This is a genomic window from Sphingomonas sp. AC522 (genome assembly GCF_979258125.1).
The window spans coordinates 242,344-256,028 of the sequence record NZ_OZ409836.1; the positions used below are offsets into that span (position 1 = coordinate 242,344).

Here is a 13,685-nt window from a genome sequence, read left to right on the forward strand (position 1 = left end):
CGCCTTAGATTTCTCTCGTCCGGACCCATCTGTCTCCCGCCGGCGCCGCTATACGACTTGGTGCGCGGGCGCAAATCCGCGATCGTTGCGCGCGAATAGCGTTGGAGGTCGGGGGCGCTCAACGCCTTGCCCGATCTTCAACTGTTCCACGAGCGCGATCCACCTGTCGCGGTTCAGGTCTTCGACGCCGTCCAAGCGGTCGAGCAGCGAAGTCGCGGCCGTCGAGGGAAGCCGGACGGAGTCCGTCAGGCGCACCCAATAGCCGCCGGTGAGGGTGGCTCGTAGGTTGGCCCGATAGCCCGCAACATCGCTTGGTCGCGGGTCGACGAGCCGCAGCATCGCGGTCACCTGCGAAGACCCGACCGGGGCCCCCCGCCCTCCTACGTTGCGGAACGCGCTGGGATCGAACGGACCGTGGTCGTGCAGCGAGAGCGGCTCGTCGGTGCGACACATCAGCGCGTAATGTGAGCGCGCACGTGCGTCCGCCGGGTGAGCCCTGCTCGTTATCAGCGCCCCCTGGGGAAGGACCTGCTCCACGCCGAACTGGTCGATGTAGCCTCGCCATAGCTGCAGCTCGGCCGGCTTGACGTCCTGCGGCTTCGGCTTCGACTTCATGATGGAGAACACCACGTCGATCGGGACCCGCTCCCGCGCGAGTCGCGCCGGTTCGCTGCCGGGCGCGTTGCCCACGCCCCAGAAGAACACGCCGTCGCCCGCCTGCCGCTCGAGCTCCTTGCGGGCGACAATCGCCTGCAGACCTTGGCCTGCTTCCGACTGCATGCGCGACCAGCAGACGATCTTCAGATCATCGTGGCGGAGTGCGTATTGCCGCTCAGGATCGTAGAACATCGAACCTCCCTTAATTATTCCCGATTATGGCATATCGGCTGGATGATCCAAAGCAATTAGATCAAAATGCGTGTTTTATCTGGACTAAAGTGCAGATAAATGTTCCCAATTAAAAATGACGGCGGGCCGGCCCCCTGCGTGGAACGCATTCCCCGCACAGAACGCGCGCGTGTGGACCGAGCCGTTGGTCCTCGCGACGAAAGACCGCGTCCATCTTCCAGTCAGTGTTCGCAACCTGCTGCCCTTCAAGGGTCCGGGTCGTCTTGTTGCCGATCTCTTCCACGACGGAATGGCCGAGTTGCGTTCGTTAGCCGATGCACAGGCCGACATCGATCGGCTCACCACGGCGGCCGGAATGGATGATGCGCTGGCGCTCGCGGCGATGGACAGGTTTCAGCTTGTGCCAGTGACGGCGGAGGGCCGGATGTCACTGTCGGTAACGATTCAGCTCCATCTCGAGGCGATCGAAACGTCCGTCGTCAGGCTGCTCATCGAGTCCGAACGCTTGTCATTGATCTCCGAGCGGCGCTGGCGTGAACAGAGGGCAGCGAGGATGGACCTCACGCAGCGCGCGCTTGGTCGAGTGTAGGCTGAAGCTGGTCGTTCGACCCGCTAACGACCTAGGCGTGGCGCCATCCAGGTCATGCCGAGATACAGGGCAACCGTGAGCGCGCAGCCCGCTACCAGCGCCAGCCAGAACGGCCAACCGTGGCGCAGCAAGACCGGAATCAGGAGGAACATCGGGAGCGAGGGGAGCACATACCAGAACGTGGCTCCGGCGTGGGCGGCCATGTTCTCCGCGTCGGGCTTGTCATGCCAGAGCCAGATCATCCCAAGCACGGAGATGAGCGGCAACGAGGCGACTAGCGCCCCCAGACCCGGCTGGCGCTTGGCGATCTCTGAAACGGCCGCGATTATGGCGCCCGAGATCAGTGCCTTCGCCACCAAGTAGAGCATCAGCGCACCTCGATAGTCAGATGGCCGAGTTCGTGAACCGGCTGCAGGCGGCGGCGAATGGTCTCGCTGTCACGGACGCCCGTTACGCTGACGATCGCGGCATGCGCGTCCGGTCCTACCCGCCAGACGTGGAGATCGGTGATTCTTGCGTCACCTGGGGCCTCGATCAGTTCGCGCACTTCGTCTGCGACGTGGGCGTCCGTAGTGTCGAGCAGGACTGCGGCGGTGTCGCGCATGAGGCTAAATGACCAGCGTGCGATGACGATCGCCCCGACGATTCCCATCACCGGGTCCATCCAGACCCAGCCGAGATAGCGTCCGGCGAGCAGCGCCCCGATGGCTAGCACCGAGGTCAGCGCGTCGGCGAGGACATGGACGTAGGCGGAGCGCAGGTTGTTGTCACCGGCGTGCCGGTCATGGTCGTCGCCGTGGCCGTGGTCATGACCGTGATGGTCGTGACCGTGACCGTGGTGGTGATGGCCACCTGACAGCAGGAAGGCGCTGGCGATGTTCACGCCGAGCCCGACCACGGCGATGACGGTGGCCTCGCCGAACGCAACGGTGATCGGTTGGAACAGCCGCAGCACCGACTCGATGCCGATGCCGAGCGCGACCAGTCCCAGAATCAGCGCTGAGGCGAAGCCAGCGAGGTCACCCACCTTGCCCGTGCCGAAGCTGTAGGTCGGGTTGCGGGCGTGCCGCTTGGCATAGGCATAGGCGGCAGCGGCGACGGAAAGCGCCCCCGCGTGGGTTGCCATGTGGAAACCGTCCGCGAGCAGCGCCATCGAGCCGGTGACGTATCCGGCGATGATCTCACCGACCATCATCAGGGCGGTGAGCAGAACGACCCACCGCGTCCGCCGCGCGTTCTCGTCGTGAGAGGCGCCTAGAAAGACGTGCTCGTGGGCGAAAGTATCGCTGTCTTGCAGGGTCGCCACTGTAATTCCTACTTCGAGTAGCGACGGATGACCGTCAGCAGTTCGTCGGCGCCGGCGGCCCGCTCGGCGTCGTCCAGGCCCGGGCGCGAGACGTGTGCCTCAAGGTGCTCGGCGATGATCTCGTCCATGAGGCCATTTACCGCGCCGCGCACGGCAGCGACGAGGTGCAGGATGTCCGAGCATGACGAATCCGACAGCAAGCCGCGCTCGACAGCGCCGACTTGTCCCGCGATCCGCCGGACACGGGCGACCAGGTCTGCATTGGTATGGGTCAGGTGCGACATACCCATACCCCCTATGCCTATAGGATCGGTATTGCAATCATTGTGCCCGGGTCACTGCTGCGGGGCTAGTAGGCAGCGGTGGCCCGGCTGGTGATATCGCTCGCCGGATCAAACGGCTTTGCCGCCGACTTCCGCTCGGAATAGCGATCGATAAGCTGCGCGGCGTGCGGCCGCATCAGCACGGTGAAGCGCACCAGCTCCTCCATCACGTCAACGATGCGGTCGTAGTAAGCCGATGGCTTCATTCGGCCGGCTTCGTCGAACTCCCTGTAGGCCATCGCAACGGACGACTGGTTGGGTATCGTGAACATCCGCATCCAGCGACCAAGCAGGCGCAGCGTGTTGACGGCGTTGAAGGACTGCGATCCGCCCGAGACCTGCATGACGGCCAGCGTGCGGCCCTGGGTCGGGCGGCGGCCCTTCATCTCGAGTGGCAGGTGATCGATCTGCGCCTTCATTATGCCAGTGATTTGCCCGTGGCGCTCGGGGCTGCACCATACCATGCCCTCGGACCAGAACGCGTGCTCGCGCAGCTCGTGGACGGCGGGATGGTCGTCGCCCGGCACCTGGTCGGGCAGCGGCAGGTCGGACGGGTCGAAGATGCGCGTCTCGGCACCGAACATCTGGAGAAGTCGCGCCGCCTCCTCCGTCGCCAGGCGCGAGAATGATCGCTCCCGCAGCGAGCCGTAGAGTAGCAGGATGCGCGGCGGCGGTTGGTTGTCGCCGAGGCCGACACCCGGGCGGCTGATGACGTAGGCCGGATCGAGCGCCGGAAGCAGCTCGGCGTCGGTCAACGGACGTAGTCGGCTCATGCTAGATCCTTGACGAGATAGGCTGCGCTGCCCGGGCACAGCGACGAGAACTGTGCGCTCGCGGCGATCGCCGGCGGTGCGTCCTCACGGTTAGCGGGGCGGTATCCCCGGGCGCGGAAGAATTCCGCCACGGTGGTAGTGAGCAGGTGGAGGCGTTCCACGCCATCGCGGCGCGCGAGCGACTCGACGTGGGCGACGAGCAGACCCCCGTGGCCTTGGCGCTTGCGGCTCGGGAGCACGACCAGCGAGCGCAGCAGGCGGTCGGCGCCATCGGCCTCGAGACCAACGAAGCCGATCAGGCCCTGTTCGTCGGTCAATTCAAAGAAGGACCGTCTGGGCTGGTCGAGGTCGTCGGTTGGCAGCTGCGCCGCATCGAGGGCCAGGCGCAGCACGTCGTGGGCACCTAGCGCGATCGGTGCGAAGATGGTGCGGCTCATGCGGTTCTTGCCTCATACCAGGGCCTTGTTCGCTTCACGATCGCGACGACTGAGAGCATCACAGGCACCTCGACCAGCACGCCGACCACGGTCGCGAGCGCGGCGCCGGACTTGAGGCCGAACAGCGAAATCGCGGCGGCGACCGCGAGCTCGAAGAAGTTAGACGCGCCAATCAGCGCGGCCGGCGCGGCGACGCACCAGGCGACGCCGAAGCGCCGCGACAGCCAGTATGCGAGGCCCGCGTTGAAATAGACCTGGATGAGGATCGGGATTGCGAGCAGCGCGATGACCAGCGGCTGCGCAATAATCTGCTCGCCCTGGAAGCCGAACAGCAGAACGAGCGTCGCGAGCAGGGCCACCAGCGATATCGGACCAAGCCGCGCCTGGACTTTGTCGAGGGCGAGCGTGCCGCCGGAGGAGAGGATGAGCCGACGCGCGATCTGGGCGATCACGACCGGGACGAGGATGTAGAGGACGACCGAGATCAGCAGCGTGTCCCAAGGCACTGTGATCGAGGCGACGCCCAGCAGCAGGCCCACGAGCGGGGCGAATAGGAAGATCATCAGCACGTCGTTCAGCGCCACCTGGCTGAGCGTGTAGGTCGGCTCTCCGCCGCAGAGATTCGACCAGACGAACACCATGGCGGTGCAGGGCGCGGCCGCCAAGAGGATGAGGCCCGCGATGTAGGACGGGCCCTCGCCTGCCGGCAGCCACGGTGCGAAGAGCCAGCCGATGAAGACTGTTCCCAGCAGAGCCATTGAAAAGGGCTTCACGGCCCAGTTGATGAAGAGGGTTACCCCGACACCCTTCCAGTGCTGACGCACGCTGCTGAGCGCTCCGAAGTCGATCTTGAGCAGCATCGGTATGATCATAAGCCATATCAGGGCGGCGACGACCAGATTGACGCGCGCCACTTCGGCGGAGGCGATCGTGGTGAAGACGGTGGGTAGGAATTGACCCAGCACGATGCCCGCGACGATGCACAGTGCGACCCATAGCGACAGCCATCGCTCGAACATGCTGATCGCGGGCGGCGGGGACGCGGCGGCCGAGACAGTGCCCATCAGCCGAGCCTCGTGCCGCTCTCGTCGATGACCCGTTCGCCGTCCTCCTTGGCGAACGCTCCGCGCTGCTCGGCAGCGATCAAGTCGAGGACCTCTTCCGATGGGCGGCACAGCCGGACGCCGAGGGGCGATACGACGATCGGCCGGTTGATCAGGATCGGATGCTCCATCATCGCGTCGATGAGGGCGTCGTCGCTGACCGTCTCGTCGCCCAGGCCGAGTTCGGCGAAAGGCGTGCCTTTCTCGCGGAGCAGTTGCCGTGGCGTCATCCCGCTGCGCTCGATGAGTTGCTGCAGCATCGCCCGCGACGGCGGGGTTTTGAGATACTCGATGACATGGGGCTCGATACCGGCGTTGCGGACCATCGCGAGCGCGTTCCTCGAAGTGCCGCATTCCGGGTTGTGGTAGATGATAAGGTCGACGTTCATGCCTGGGTCTCTCAACAGCAGGGGAGGAGTTCGGCGATCAGCGGCTCGCACAGTTCTGCGCGGCCATCGCAGCAGTCCTTCACGAGGAAGAGGGTGAGCGCCTTTAGGCCGTCGAGGTTCGCGCGGTAGATGACATGCCTGCTGCGCCGCTCGGTTCGGACTACGCCGGCGCGCTCGAGGACGGCCAGGTGCGCGGACATTGTGCTCTGGGGCACGTTGAGGGCGTCGTGCATCTGCCCTGCCGGAAGGCCTTCCGGTTCACGGCGCACCAGCAGGCGGAACGCGTCGAGACGCGTGGGGTGTGAAAGCGCCCCAAGCGCGCTCAATGCCGAATCTGTATCCATATAACCGGTTTAATGGATATAAAGCGCTATGCAATAGGCACCTCGACACCGAACGGTGCGCGGAGCTTTCGCACGGGTGTCGGCGCACCCTGGCCCTCAGCCACAGTCGCCAAATGCGCCGCTCCGGGCGGAGGTCATTGCACGCTTGCCACCCGTGTCGTATTTCATCGACGATGAAGGCCAGCAGATTTCCATGGCGCTCTGTGCGCAGTTTGGCCTTGGCCGCGTTCGCGCTTGCGATGCTTGTGCGCATCGGGCCCCTTTGCGAACCCGCAGTTGGCGCGACGCCGGCAGCCATGATGGCCATGTCGGTCGGCGACTGCCCTGATGCGCCTGTGCCAGCGTCCTCTCAAGATCACCAGGCGACCATGTCCTGTGCGACAGGCTGTCCCGTTCTGCCCGTCGGGTTGGGGAGCGCGCTGGTGGCTGAAGCCGGCGCGTCGGTCAAAGTCCCCATACCCGACGCAATTCAGCTTTTCGGGATTACCGGCGGGCCCTCGCCACCCCCTCCGCGCTCGTGATTTGGTTCGAAAAAATCAAACACGTCGATTGGAGTAGTTACATGACGAAGTTCAAAATTATCGCGGCCGCGCTTGCCCTGTCCATTCCGGGTGCGGCCTTCGCTGCGGCCGGCTGCTGCGCCGGTATGGCATGCTGCAAAGAAGGGACGGACTGCTGTAAGGACAAGGATGGCAAGTCCTGCTGCGACGGCATGAAGAAAGATGCCGGCGGCAAGGATGCCCCGGATAAGCATGCGGCCCACGATATGTCCAAGATGGATAAGAAGTAGAAGACTGCGACGGGGGGCGTGCGCGCCCCGTCGCTACCTCGAGTGCTGGCGGCAGATGCATTAGTCCGAAGGCAGCTCAGGCGGCGAGGCTGATCGGGTGTCCGTCGCAGGGGTGAACCTCAGCCGTGACATGCGGGTGTTCGTGCTCGCTCGCGTGATTGTGGTGCATGCCGTTCAGCCTCCGTGCCGCGCAAAGACGCGTCGCCCGCCCGGCCCGAAGGCCACTACCACATACGCCTGCGCCTTCATCCCCGGCATCTCCATGCCGGGGGAGCCCATCGGCATGCCGGCAACGGCGAGACCGGTCACGCCTTTGGGGCGCGCCGCCAGCACGCGCTTCATGTCGGCGATGGGGACGTGACCCTCGAAGGTCATGCCGTCGATGACTGCGGTGTGGCACGACGCGAGGTCGGCGGGGACGCCTCGCGCCTTCTGGAGGGTCATGCGTTTAGCGTCGTCGATCATGCGAACGGCCCGGCCGAACTGAGCCTTTACCTGCGCGGCCCACTTTTCACAGCACCCGCAGCCCGGATCGCGGTGGACGAGCACTGGGTCCGCAGCAATCGCAGCGACAGGAACCGCAAGCACGAAGGCGGCGGCGAGCAGGCGGAATTTGGTCATAGCCGGTTCCTAGGTTGAGCCCCTCCGCCGGTAAAGGCGGAGGGTGCCGAAGCAGTTACTGCGCGCGCTTTCCGTGCGTGCGAAGCCAGGTGTTAAGTTCGCTAATCTCGCGGGTTTGCCCGGTGATGGACTTGTTGGCCATCATCCGCACGTTACGGTCCCTGGTCTCCCGCAGCACGATGCGCGACATCGCGATTGCCCCGCGATGATGCTCGATCATCTTGCGAATCCATGTCTCGGTGGCGTCGGCACCTACGGCGGACATCATCTTCTTGTGCATGTCCATTTCGGCGGGCGGATAGGGGTTGGCCGGGGTCGGATGCATCATCTGGCCCATGTCCATTTTGGAATGGTCCATGCCCTGCATCCCGCCGCTCTGGGCGGCGGCGGGCACCGCCAGCGTGAGGGCGGCGACGACGGTTGCGATTGCTAGGTTTCTCATAGGTAATTGCTCCTGCGACGCCCCCGCGCTGCCCTAATTACGCGCTCACGCGCCACCGCCCTCGAAGAAGGTGGAAGAAATCCGACGCGCACGAGGAGGCTCGGCTATTTCTTCGCCAAGATCGCTTTCATCTGGTCGATCTCCTCGCGTTGCGACTTGATGATCTGACCGCACAGCGCCTTGAGTTCAGGATCCGACAGCGAGGCTTCCTTGCACATCAGGATCGCACCGGAGTGGTGGGGGATCATTGAACGAAGGAACTCGGTGTCGCCGATGGTGGTCTGGCTGCGGATCAGCGCGAACGAGCCGAAGAACGCGAGGAAGGACAAAGCGAGGATCGTCGCGTTCGTCGGCTTCGAAGGGAACATGTCTCGCATGGCCACGATCATGAGAACCACCATCGGGGCCACCATCATGACTGTCATGTAGAGCATGTTCAGGTTGTTGAAGAAGCTGCCGAGCCCGTCGATCATCACGAACATGACGAGATACATGATCACGCCGCCGATCGCCGTCTGAACGGCCAGGCTTACGTAACCGTTGGACATCCGCATTGTCTCTCGCATTTTAGATCTCCTGTTGGGTCAACCGTGATCGGACCGGTCGTCTTGTGCGGCGCATTCCGATACCGAGGTTGGGATCAAAACCACGTCCTCACGCCGGCGACGAAGCTGAAGCCTCCCGTCTGGTCTCCCCGCCGGCGCGTGAAACGGGCGGTGTCGCCGAACTGCCTCTCCCAGGACACGCCGATGTAGGGCGCGAACTCGCGCGACCGCTCGTATCGTAGGCGAAGGCCTAGCTCGAGATCGGTCAGGCCGGCGCCGATGCCGTTCTCGGGCACGTCCTGGGCCGAGAAGTTCGCCTCCACCCGGGGCTGGAGAACGAGATTCTGGGTGATGCGCTGGTCGTAATAGGTCTCGGCCCGGGCGGACACATCGCCCTTGTCCGACAGGAACAGCGCGCCTTCGACCTCGAACCAGTATGGAGCGAGACCCTCGATCCCAATCGTGGCGTAGGTGCGCGATGGGCCCGGTTTGAAGTCGTGGCGGATGCCGCCCTGGAGGTTCCAATACGGATCGATGGCGCGGCTGTAGAGCGCCTGCACCTCTACCCGCTCGATCGCATCGCCGAAGGTGCCTTCGCCTTCGCTCTTGAGCCAGAAGCGGTTGATGTCGCCGCCGATCGAGGCCTCGCCGTCCCAACGGTAGCCGTCACGGCCCGGCCGGGCCTGGTATTCGGCCAGGTTGAAAAGCACCTGATAGTAGGTCATTCCGCCGTGTTCTTTACGCAGCTGACGGTCCGCCCTGCCCATGGGCTCGGCGCCCCAATAACGCGATGCGGCGAGGCCAGGCTGCGGCGCGGGCGCTGGAGCGTTGCCGGGCGCGAGGTCGGTTCCGACCGGCACCTGGGGCATGTCGGGCATCGTGGCCATGTCGCTCGGCATCGCCTGGCCGGGCGGCATCGACGAGATGTCGTGCCCGGCGTGGGAATCCTGCGCCGGCGCATTGGATGCATCCATCTCCATGCCCTGCATCCCGGACATGTCATGGCCGGCGTGCGGGTCGGCCGCCGGGACTCGGGGCCGCTTGGCAGGTATAGCCCTTGCCGATGCTTTCGTTGTCCGTGGCTTGGGTGCCACCCTTCGTGTGGCTGGCTTCGCCGTCGGCTTTGAGGCGGGCATCTTCATGCCCGGCATGTTGCTGTGGTCCATGGTCTGCGCCGTGGCGGGAGCCGAGAGGGCCAGGGCGCCGATCCCGGCGAGGAGAAGCGCCTTCATGCCGCTTCTCCCTCCGGTGAGCGAACCTGGACGATGCTCATCATTCCCGCGTGCATGTGGTAGAGCATGTGGCAGTGGAACGCCCAGTCACCGAGGCTGGCGGTGACGTCCCAGCTGACCTTGCCGCCGGGCTGGACCATGACGGTGTGCTTCCTGGGGCTGTAGTCGCCGTGCCCGGTGACCAGTTCGAAGAAATGGCCATGGATGTGGATCGGATGGCCCATCATGGTGTCGTTTATCAGCGTCACGCGGACCCGTTCACCCGTCAGGAAAGGGATCGGCGCCTTGATCTCGGACAGCTTCACGCCATCGAAGGCCCACATGTAGCGCTCCATGTTGCCGGTGAGGTGAATCTCGAGCTCACGCGACGGCGCCCGCACGTCGGGGTTGCGATCGAGGGACACCAGGTCGCGATAGGTGAGCACGCGGTGGCCGACATCCTCGAGCCCCTGGCCTGGGTCGCCGGTGCGGTCCATCGGCATTGGTGCGATGGTCTGCACGCCCGGTCCCTTCCTGACGCCCGGCGCCTTCGAGAAGTCGCGCATGTTCATCGGGCCCATGTCCATGCCAGCCATATCGCTACCAGACGGCGAGCCGGGCGCGGTCTCCATGCCGGGCATCGGAGCTCCGGACTGCATCGCGCCATGATCCATGCCCGACATCCCGCCGGCCGTCGCGCCGTTCGCCGAGGGTATCTGACCGGGTTTCGTCGCATTGTTGCTCATGCCCGGCATGGCACCGTGGTCCATCCCGGGCATCGCCCCGTGATCCATGCCTTTCATGGAATCGCCGCTGGACATGTCCATGTCCATGTTCATGTCCATCCCCATGTCTTTCATCGAGGCCACCGGCCGCTCGCGCAGCGGCGGCACCTCGGCGGCCATTCCCTCGCGGGGAGCCAAGGTCATCCTGGCCATGCCAGACCGATCGACGCTTTCACCGACGAGCGTATAGGCGCGCTCGTCCGTGGGCGTGACGATGGCGTCGTATGTCTCGGCGACGCCGATCTGGAACTCGTCGACCTCGACCGGCCGGACGTTCAATCCGTCCGCCTGCACGATCGTCAGCTTCAGGCCTGGGATGCGGACGTTGAAGGTTGTCATCGCCGATGCGTTGATGATGCGCAGACGCACCCGCTCGCCTGGGCGGAACAGCCCGGTCCAGTTGTCCGTGGGCCCGTGGCCGTTGACCAGGTAGGTGTAGGTCGAACCCGTGACATCGGCGATGTCGGTCGGATCCATGCGCATCTTGCCCCACTCCATGCGCTCCTTGAGCGGCTGGTCCTCGCCCTTCAGCAGGGTCTCGAGTGTTTGCCGCTGACGGTTGAAGTAGCCGGCCTGCTTCTTGAGCTTCAGGAAGATGCTGTGCGGGTGGAGAGGGCTGTGGTCGGAGAGCACGATGACGTGCTCTCGGTCAGATGCGATCGGATCGGGGCCAGCGGGATCGATGACGATCGGACCGTAGTGACCCATCTGCTCCTGCAGACCCGAGTGGCTGTGATACCAGTAGGTGCCCGCCTGGACGATCGGGAACTCGTAAGTGAAGGTCGAGCGCGCCGCGATGCCGGGGAACGAGATGCCGGGCACGCCGTCCATCTGGAACGGCAGGATGAGGCCGTGCCAGTGAATCGAGGTCTCCTCGTCGAGTACATTCTCGACGTGCAGCCTGACGTTCTGGCCCTCGCGCAGCCGGATCAGGGGGCCAGGCACGGTGCCGTTGATGCCAATGGCGTGGCTCCGGCGGCCCTCGATGGTCATCATCTGGTGGGCGACGCGTAGACGAATGTCTTCGCCCGAGACGGTCGGAAGCGCCTTGACGATGCCGGCGGATACCGGCTGCGCCCAGGCGGGCATGTGGGAGGTCAGGGCCAGTCCGGCGCCGCCGAGGCTGGCGCTGCGGAGTAGTCGCCGCCTGTCGATTATCGTTCCCATCTGTTCCTCACTCATTCGGCGCTGTCGTCGTTGCTGTCTGCTACGCGCGCATCCGCTCCAACCCTCACCGGGGCGCCGGCATTGTTCAGATGGGGTCTGACACTGTGTCAGGGTCAAGAGCTTGCCAGGCCATGCCTAAACGGTCTCAAATTTGGGGCGCGACGCGAGCTTCGGTAATTAGTGCGCGAGCATCTCATGCAGCTTGATGCGGGCCCGCCGCAGGCGGGTCTCCACCGCCTTTTCCGTGATCGACAGCACCATCGCGGTCTCGGCCTGACTCATCCCTTCGACGGTGTGCAGCACAAGCGGCTCGCGCAGCGAGGCGGGCAACTCCGTGATGGCTCGGCGCAGCCGTTCAAGTTCCTGGCGGTCTGCCGCCTGGATGTCGTGGCCGGGCTGGTCGTCGGCCAGCACGTCAGACATCTCCTCGACGGGTCGTGCGAACCGCAGGAAGCGGCGGACAGCGCGCCGTCGGGCCCAGTCGCGGCATTTGTTGAGGGCGATGGCGGCTAGCCAGGCCCGCATAGGCCGCGCCCCATCGAAGCGGGCCATCGCCCGGTGGGCCGAGATGAAGGTCTCTTGGACGAGGTCCAGAGCCTCGTCCGTATCGGCCACATTGCCGGCGATGAGCCTATAGACTGCGCTCCGGTGGCGCCGCACCAGCTCGGCGAACGCCAGGTCGCGGCCAGCGACGGATAGCGTCGCCAGTTCTCCGTCGGAAAGAGTGCTGTAGTCCAGGCTCACCGTGCGTCGGCGGTCAGCGCCTTCACCACCGCGTGGTCGAAGGCGGCCGCTTGGTCGGGCCGCAGGATCTCTCGCATCGCGAAGATGTGCGCGAGCGTCTCCTTTTGGAGCTCCCCCATGGCCTGGTGGCAGGCGTCAACGGCAGCGGTGACGCGCGGGCCGTTGCCGTGCTCCGCCTCGATGGCGTCGGCCAGCCGCGCATTGTCGGCGCGCAGCTCGAGCTCGAGGGCCTGCCGGCGGACAGCGAACCGCTGCTCAATTGCGGTCAGCTTCGCCTGCTGCTGGGCGTCGAGGTTCAGGTCGTGGTGCAGCAGTTCGTGCAGCTCGGTTCCCTGCACGGGTCGCTCCGGGATCAACGTCCGGCCGATAAAAACGCCAGCTATCGCGGCGATAAATGCGATTACGGCAATGCCAATGGCCCAGCGGTAAGCCCTCATTGACTGGCCAGCAACAGGGTCGATGGAGCAAGCGGGCTAGATGCGCCGAACGGCGAAAGCGAGGGCGTGGAAGCCGTGGCCGGCGTTGGTCGAGAAGAGAACGTCCCGAGTGCGACCGCGCCGATCGCCGCGATCGCCGCAAGGCGAGGTCCGACGCCTGCACGGGGTGCGACATGCGCATGGATGCGCGCGAGCACGGTATCCTCAATGCCGTCGAGGCCGGGATGATCGGCGTGTGCAGCCATGCGGTGCAGCGCCGTGTCGAGATCGGAATTCATACTTCGGCTCCACATGGACTAAATGCATTACGCGCCGCCGCGCGATGGCCCTCGGAAACCGCACTGTAACCGTTCTGAAACCCGGAACGAAGACCCCGGCGTGCAGCTGGTGAGGGTTGCGCCGCGCTCGCACGTATTGATCCAAGTCGGCAACCAGCCGCTTTCGGAGTATCGCAATGCGTAGCAAACTTTTGACAATCGGCATCATTGCCGCCTTCATGGCCTCCCCCGCGCTGGCTCATCCCAAGCTAGTCACTTCCACTCCGGCAGCAAATGCCGTGGTTAAAGCCGCTACCACCATCCAGCTCAGTTTCTCCGAGCGGCTCGTCCCCCAATTTTCGGGGGTAGATGTGGTAATGACGAACATGCCGGGGATGAAGATGAGCGGCCCGGCGAAGATGCAGGCACGCAGCTCGATCGGTGCTGACCGAAAGTCGATAATGCTGACGTTCGCCAGGCCGCTGCCGCGTGGCAGCTATAAGGTAGACTGGCATGTCGTGTCCGCCGATACGCACCGGGTAAACGGCAGCTACGTGTTCAAGGTGGCTTGAG

The 13,685-nt window shown here is 64.7% G+C and carries 20 protein-coding genes; 3 read left to right on the top strand and 17 right to left on the bottom strand.

Going from position 1 to position 13,685, the window contains the following annotated elements:
- Positions 1–48 precede the first annotated feature (48 nt).
- The gene (locus ACZZZM_RS01260) at positions 49–849 is read right to left on the bottom strand and encodes a hypothetical protein (RefSeq protein ID WP_463593297.1); all 801 of its coding nucleotides are present in this window, start codon (positions 847–849) and stop codon (positions 49–51) included.
- A gap of 115 nt (positions 850–964) precedes the next feature.
- On the opposite strand from ACZZZM_RS01260, the gene ACZZZM_RS01265 reads away from it, so the two are divergent.
- Positions 965–1,438 (top strand): hypothetical protein, encoded by a 474-nt coding sequence (locus tag ACZZZM_RS01265; RefSeq protein ID WP_463593298.1) that lies wholly within the window; start codon positions 965–967, stop codon positions 1,436–1,438.
- 23 nt (positions 1,439–1,461) lie between these two features.
- Here the strand turns inward: ACZZZM_RS01265 and ACZZZM_RS01270 are convergent, their stop codons facing one another.
- From ACZZZM_RS01270 to ACZZZM_RS01305, 8 genes are all read right to left on the bottom strand, one after another.
- Positions 1,462–1,806, bottom strand: coding sequence for a DUF3147 family protein (locus ACZZZM_RS01270; protein ID WP_463593299.1), 345 nt, complete (start codon positions 1,804–1,806; stop codon positions 1,462–1,464).
- Positions 1,806–2,744, bottom strand: coding sequence for a CDF family Co(II)/Ni(II) efflux transporter DmeF (gene dmeF, locus ACZZZM_RS01275; protein ID WP_463593300.1), 939 nt, complete (start codon positions 2,742–2,744; stop codon positions 1,806–1,808). Before dmeF ends, ACZZZM_RS01270 begins: the two co-directional genes overlap by 1 nt.
- An 8-nt stretch (positions 2,745–2,752) precedes the next feature.
- The gene (locus tag ACZZZM_RS01280; RefSeq protein WP_463593301.1) at positions 2,753–3,028 is read right to left on the bottom strand and encodes a metal/formaldehyde-sensitive transcriptional repressor; all 276 of its coding nucleotides are present in this window, start codon (positions 3,026–3,028) and stop codon (positions 2,753–2,755) included.
- Positions 3,029–3,093: 65 nt separating this feature from the next.
- Positions 3,094–3,840 carry an arsenical resistance protein ArsH gene (arsH, locus tag ACZZZM_RS01285; protein WP_463593302.1) on the bottom strand — a complete coding sequence of 249 codons (747 nt, stop codon included), beginning with the start codon at positions 3,838–3,840 and terminating at the stop codon, positions 3,094–3,096.
- Complete coding sequence (arsN2, locus tag ACZZZM_RS01290; protein WP_463593303.1) at positions 3,837–4,277, bottom strand: arsenic resistance N-acetyltransferase ArsN2; 441 nt, start codon at positions 4,275–4,277, stop codon at positions 3,837–3,839. The genes arsH and arsN2 overlap by 4 nt, the downstream gene beginning before the upstream one ends.
- Positions 4,274–5,341: an ACR3 family arsenite efflux transporter gene (gene arsB, locus ACZZZM_RS01295; RefSeq protein WP_463593304.1), complete on the bottom strand. Its 1,068-nt coding sequence runs from the start codon at positions 5,339–5,341 to the stop codon at positions 4,274–4,276. The genes arsN2 and arsB overlap by 4 nt, the downstream gene beginning before the upstream one ends.
- On the bottom strand, positions 5,341–5,769 hold the full coding sequence (gene arsC / locus ACZZZM_RS01300; protein ID WP_463593305.1) for an arsenate reductase (glutaredoxin): 429 nt from the start codon (positions 5,767–5,769) through the stop codon (positions 5,341–5,343). The genes arsB and arsC overlap by 1 nt, the downstream gene beginning before the upstream one ends.
- Before the next feature lie 11 nt (positions 5,770–5,780).
- Positions 5,781–6,113: an ArsR/SmtB family transcription factor gene (locus tag ACZZZM_RS01305; RefSeq protein ID WP_463593306.1), complete on the bottom strand. Its 333-nt coding sequence runs from the start codon at positions 6,111–6,113 to the stop codon at positions 5,781–5,783.
- Positions 6,114–6,675: 562 nt separating this feature from the next.
- Between ACZZZM_RS01305 and ACZZZM_RS01310 the strand changes: the two genes are divergently transcribed.
- The gene (locus tag ACZZZM_RS01310; protein WP_463593307.1) at positions 6,676–6,903 is read left to right on the top strand and encodes a hypothetical protein; all 228 of its coding nucleotides are present in this window, start codon (positions 6,676–6,678) and stop codon (positions 6,901–6,903) included.
- Positions 6,904–7,077: 174 nt separating this feature from the next.
- Here the strand turns inward: ACZZZM_RS01310 and ACZZZM_RS01315 are convergent, their stop codons facing one another.
- The 8 genes from ACZZZM_RS01315 to ACZZZM_RS01350 all read right to left on the bottom strand — a co-directional run bounded on the left by ACZZZM_RS01315 (position 7,078) and on the right by ACZZZM_RS01350 (position 13,133).
- A complete protein-coding gene (locus ACZZZM_RS01315) occupies positions 7,078–7,524 on the bottom strand; it encodes a DUF411 domain-containing protein (RefSeq protein ID WP_463593308.1) in 447 nt (148 codons plus the stop codon).
- Positions 7,525–7,579: 55 nt separating this feature from the next.
- On the bottom strand, positions 7,580–7,966 hold the full coding sequence (locus ACZZZM_RS01320) for a DUF305 domain-containing protein (protein WP_463593309.1): 387 nt from the start codon (positions 7,964–7,966) through the stop codon (positions 7,580–7,582).
- A 104-nt stretch (positions 7,967–8,070) separates the two neighbouring features.
- Positions 8,071–8,514: a DUF305 domain-containing protein gene (locus ACZZZM_RS01325; RefSeq protein ID WP_463593310.1), complete on the bottom strand. Its 444-nt coding sequence runs from the start codon at positions 8,512–8,514 to the stop codon at positions 8,071–8,073.
- A gap of 92 nt (positions 8,515–8,606) precedes the next feature.
- Positions 8,607–9,743 (bottom strand): copper resistance protein B, encoded by a 1,137-nt coding sequence (locus tag ACZZZM_RS01330; protein WP_463593311.1) that lies wholly within the window; start codon positions 9,741–9,743, stop codon positions 8,607–8,609.
- Complete coding sequence (locus ACZZZM_RS01335) at positions 9,740–11,674, bottom strand: copper resistance system multicopper oxidase (protein WP_463596356.1); 1,935 nt, start codon at positions 11,672–11,674, stop codon at positions 9,740–9,742. The genes ACZZZM_RS01330 and ACZZZM_RS01335 overlap by 4 nt, the downstream gene beginning before the upstream one ends.
- A gap of 177 nt (positions 11,675–11,851) precedes the next feature.
- Positions 11,852–12,418, bottom strand: a complete 567-nt coding sequence (locus tag ACZZZM_RS01340; RefSeq protein ID WP_463593312.1) for an RNA polymerase sigma factor — start codon at positions 12,416–12,418, stop codon at positions 11,852–11,854.
- Positions 12,415–12,855, bottom strand: a complete 441-nt coding sequence (locus ACZZZM_RS01345) for a periplasmic heavy metal sensor (RefSeq protein ID WP_463593313.1) — start codon at positions 12,853–12,855, stop codon at positions 12,415–12,417. Before ACZZZM_RS01345 ends, ACZZZM_RS01340 begins: the two co-directional genes overlap by 4 nt.
- A complete protein-coding gene (locus ACZZZM_RS01350; protein WP_463593314.1) occupies positions 12,852–13,133 on the bottom strand; it encodes a hypothetical protein in 282 nt (93 codons plus the stop codon). Before ACZZZM_RS01350 ends, ACZZZM_RS01345 begins: the two co-directional genes overlap by 4 nt.
- 176 nt (positions 13,134–13,309) lie before the next feature.
- Between ACZZZM_RS01350 and copC the strand changes: the two genes are divergently transcribed.
- Positions 13,310–13,684 (top strand): copper homeostasis periplasmic binding protein CopC, encoded by a 375-nt coding sequence (copC, locus tag ACZZZM_RS01355; RefSeq protein ID WP_463593315.1) that lies wholly within the window; start codon positions 13,310–13,312, stop codon positions 13,682–13,684.
- Position 13,685 lies beyond the last annotated feature (1 nt).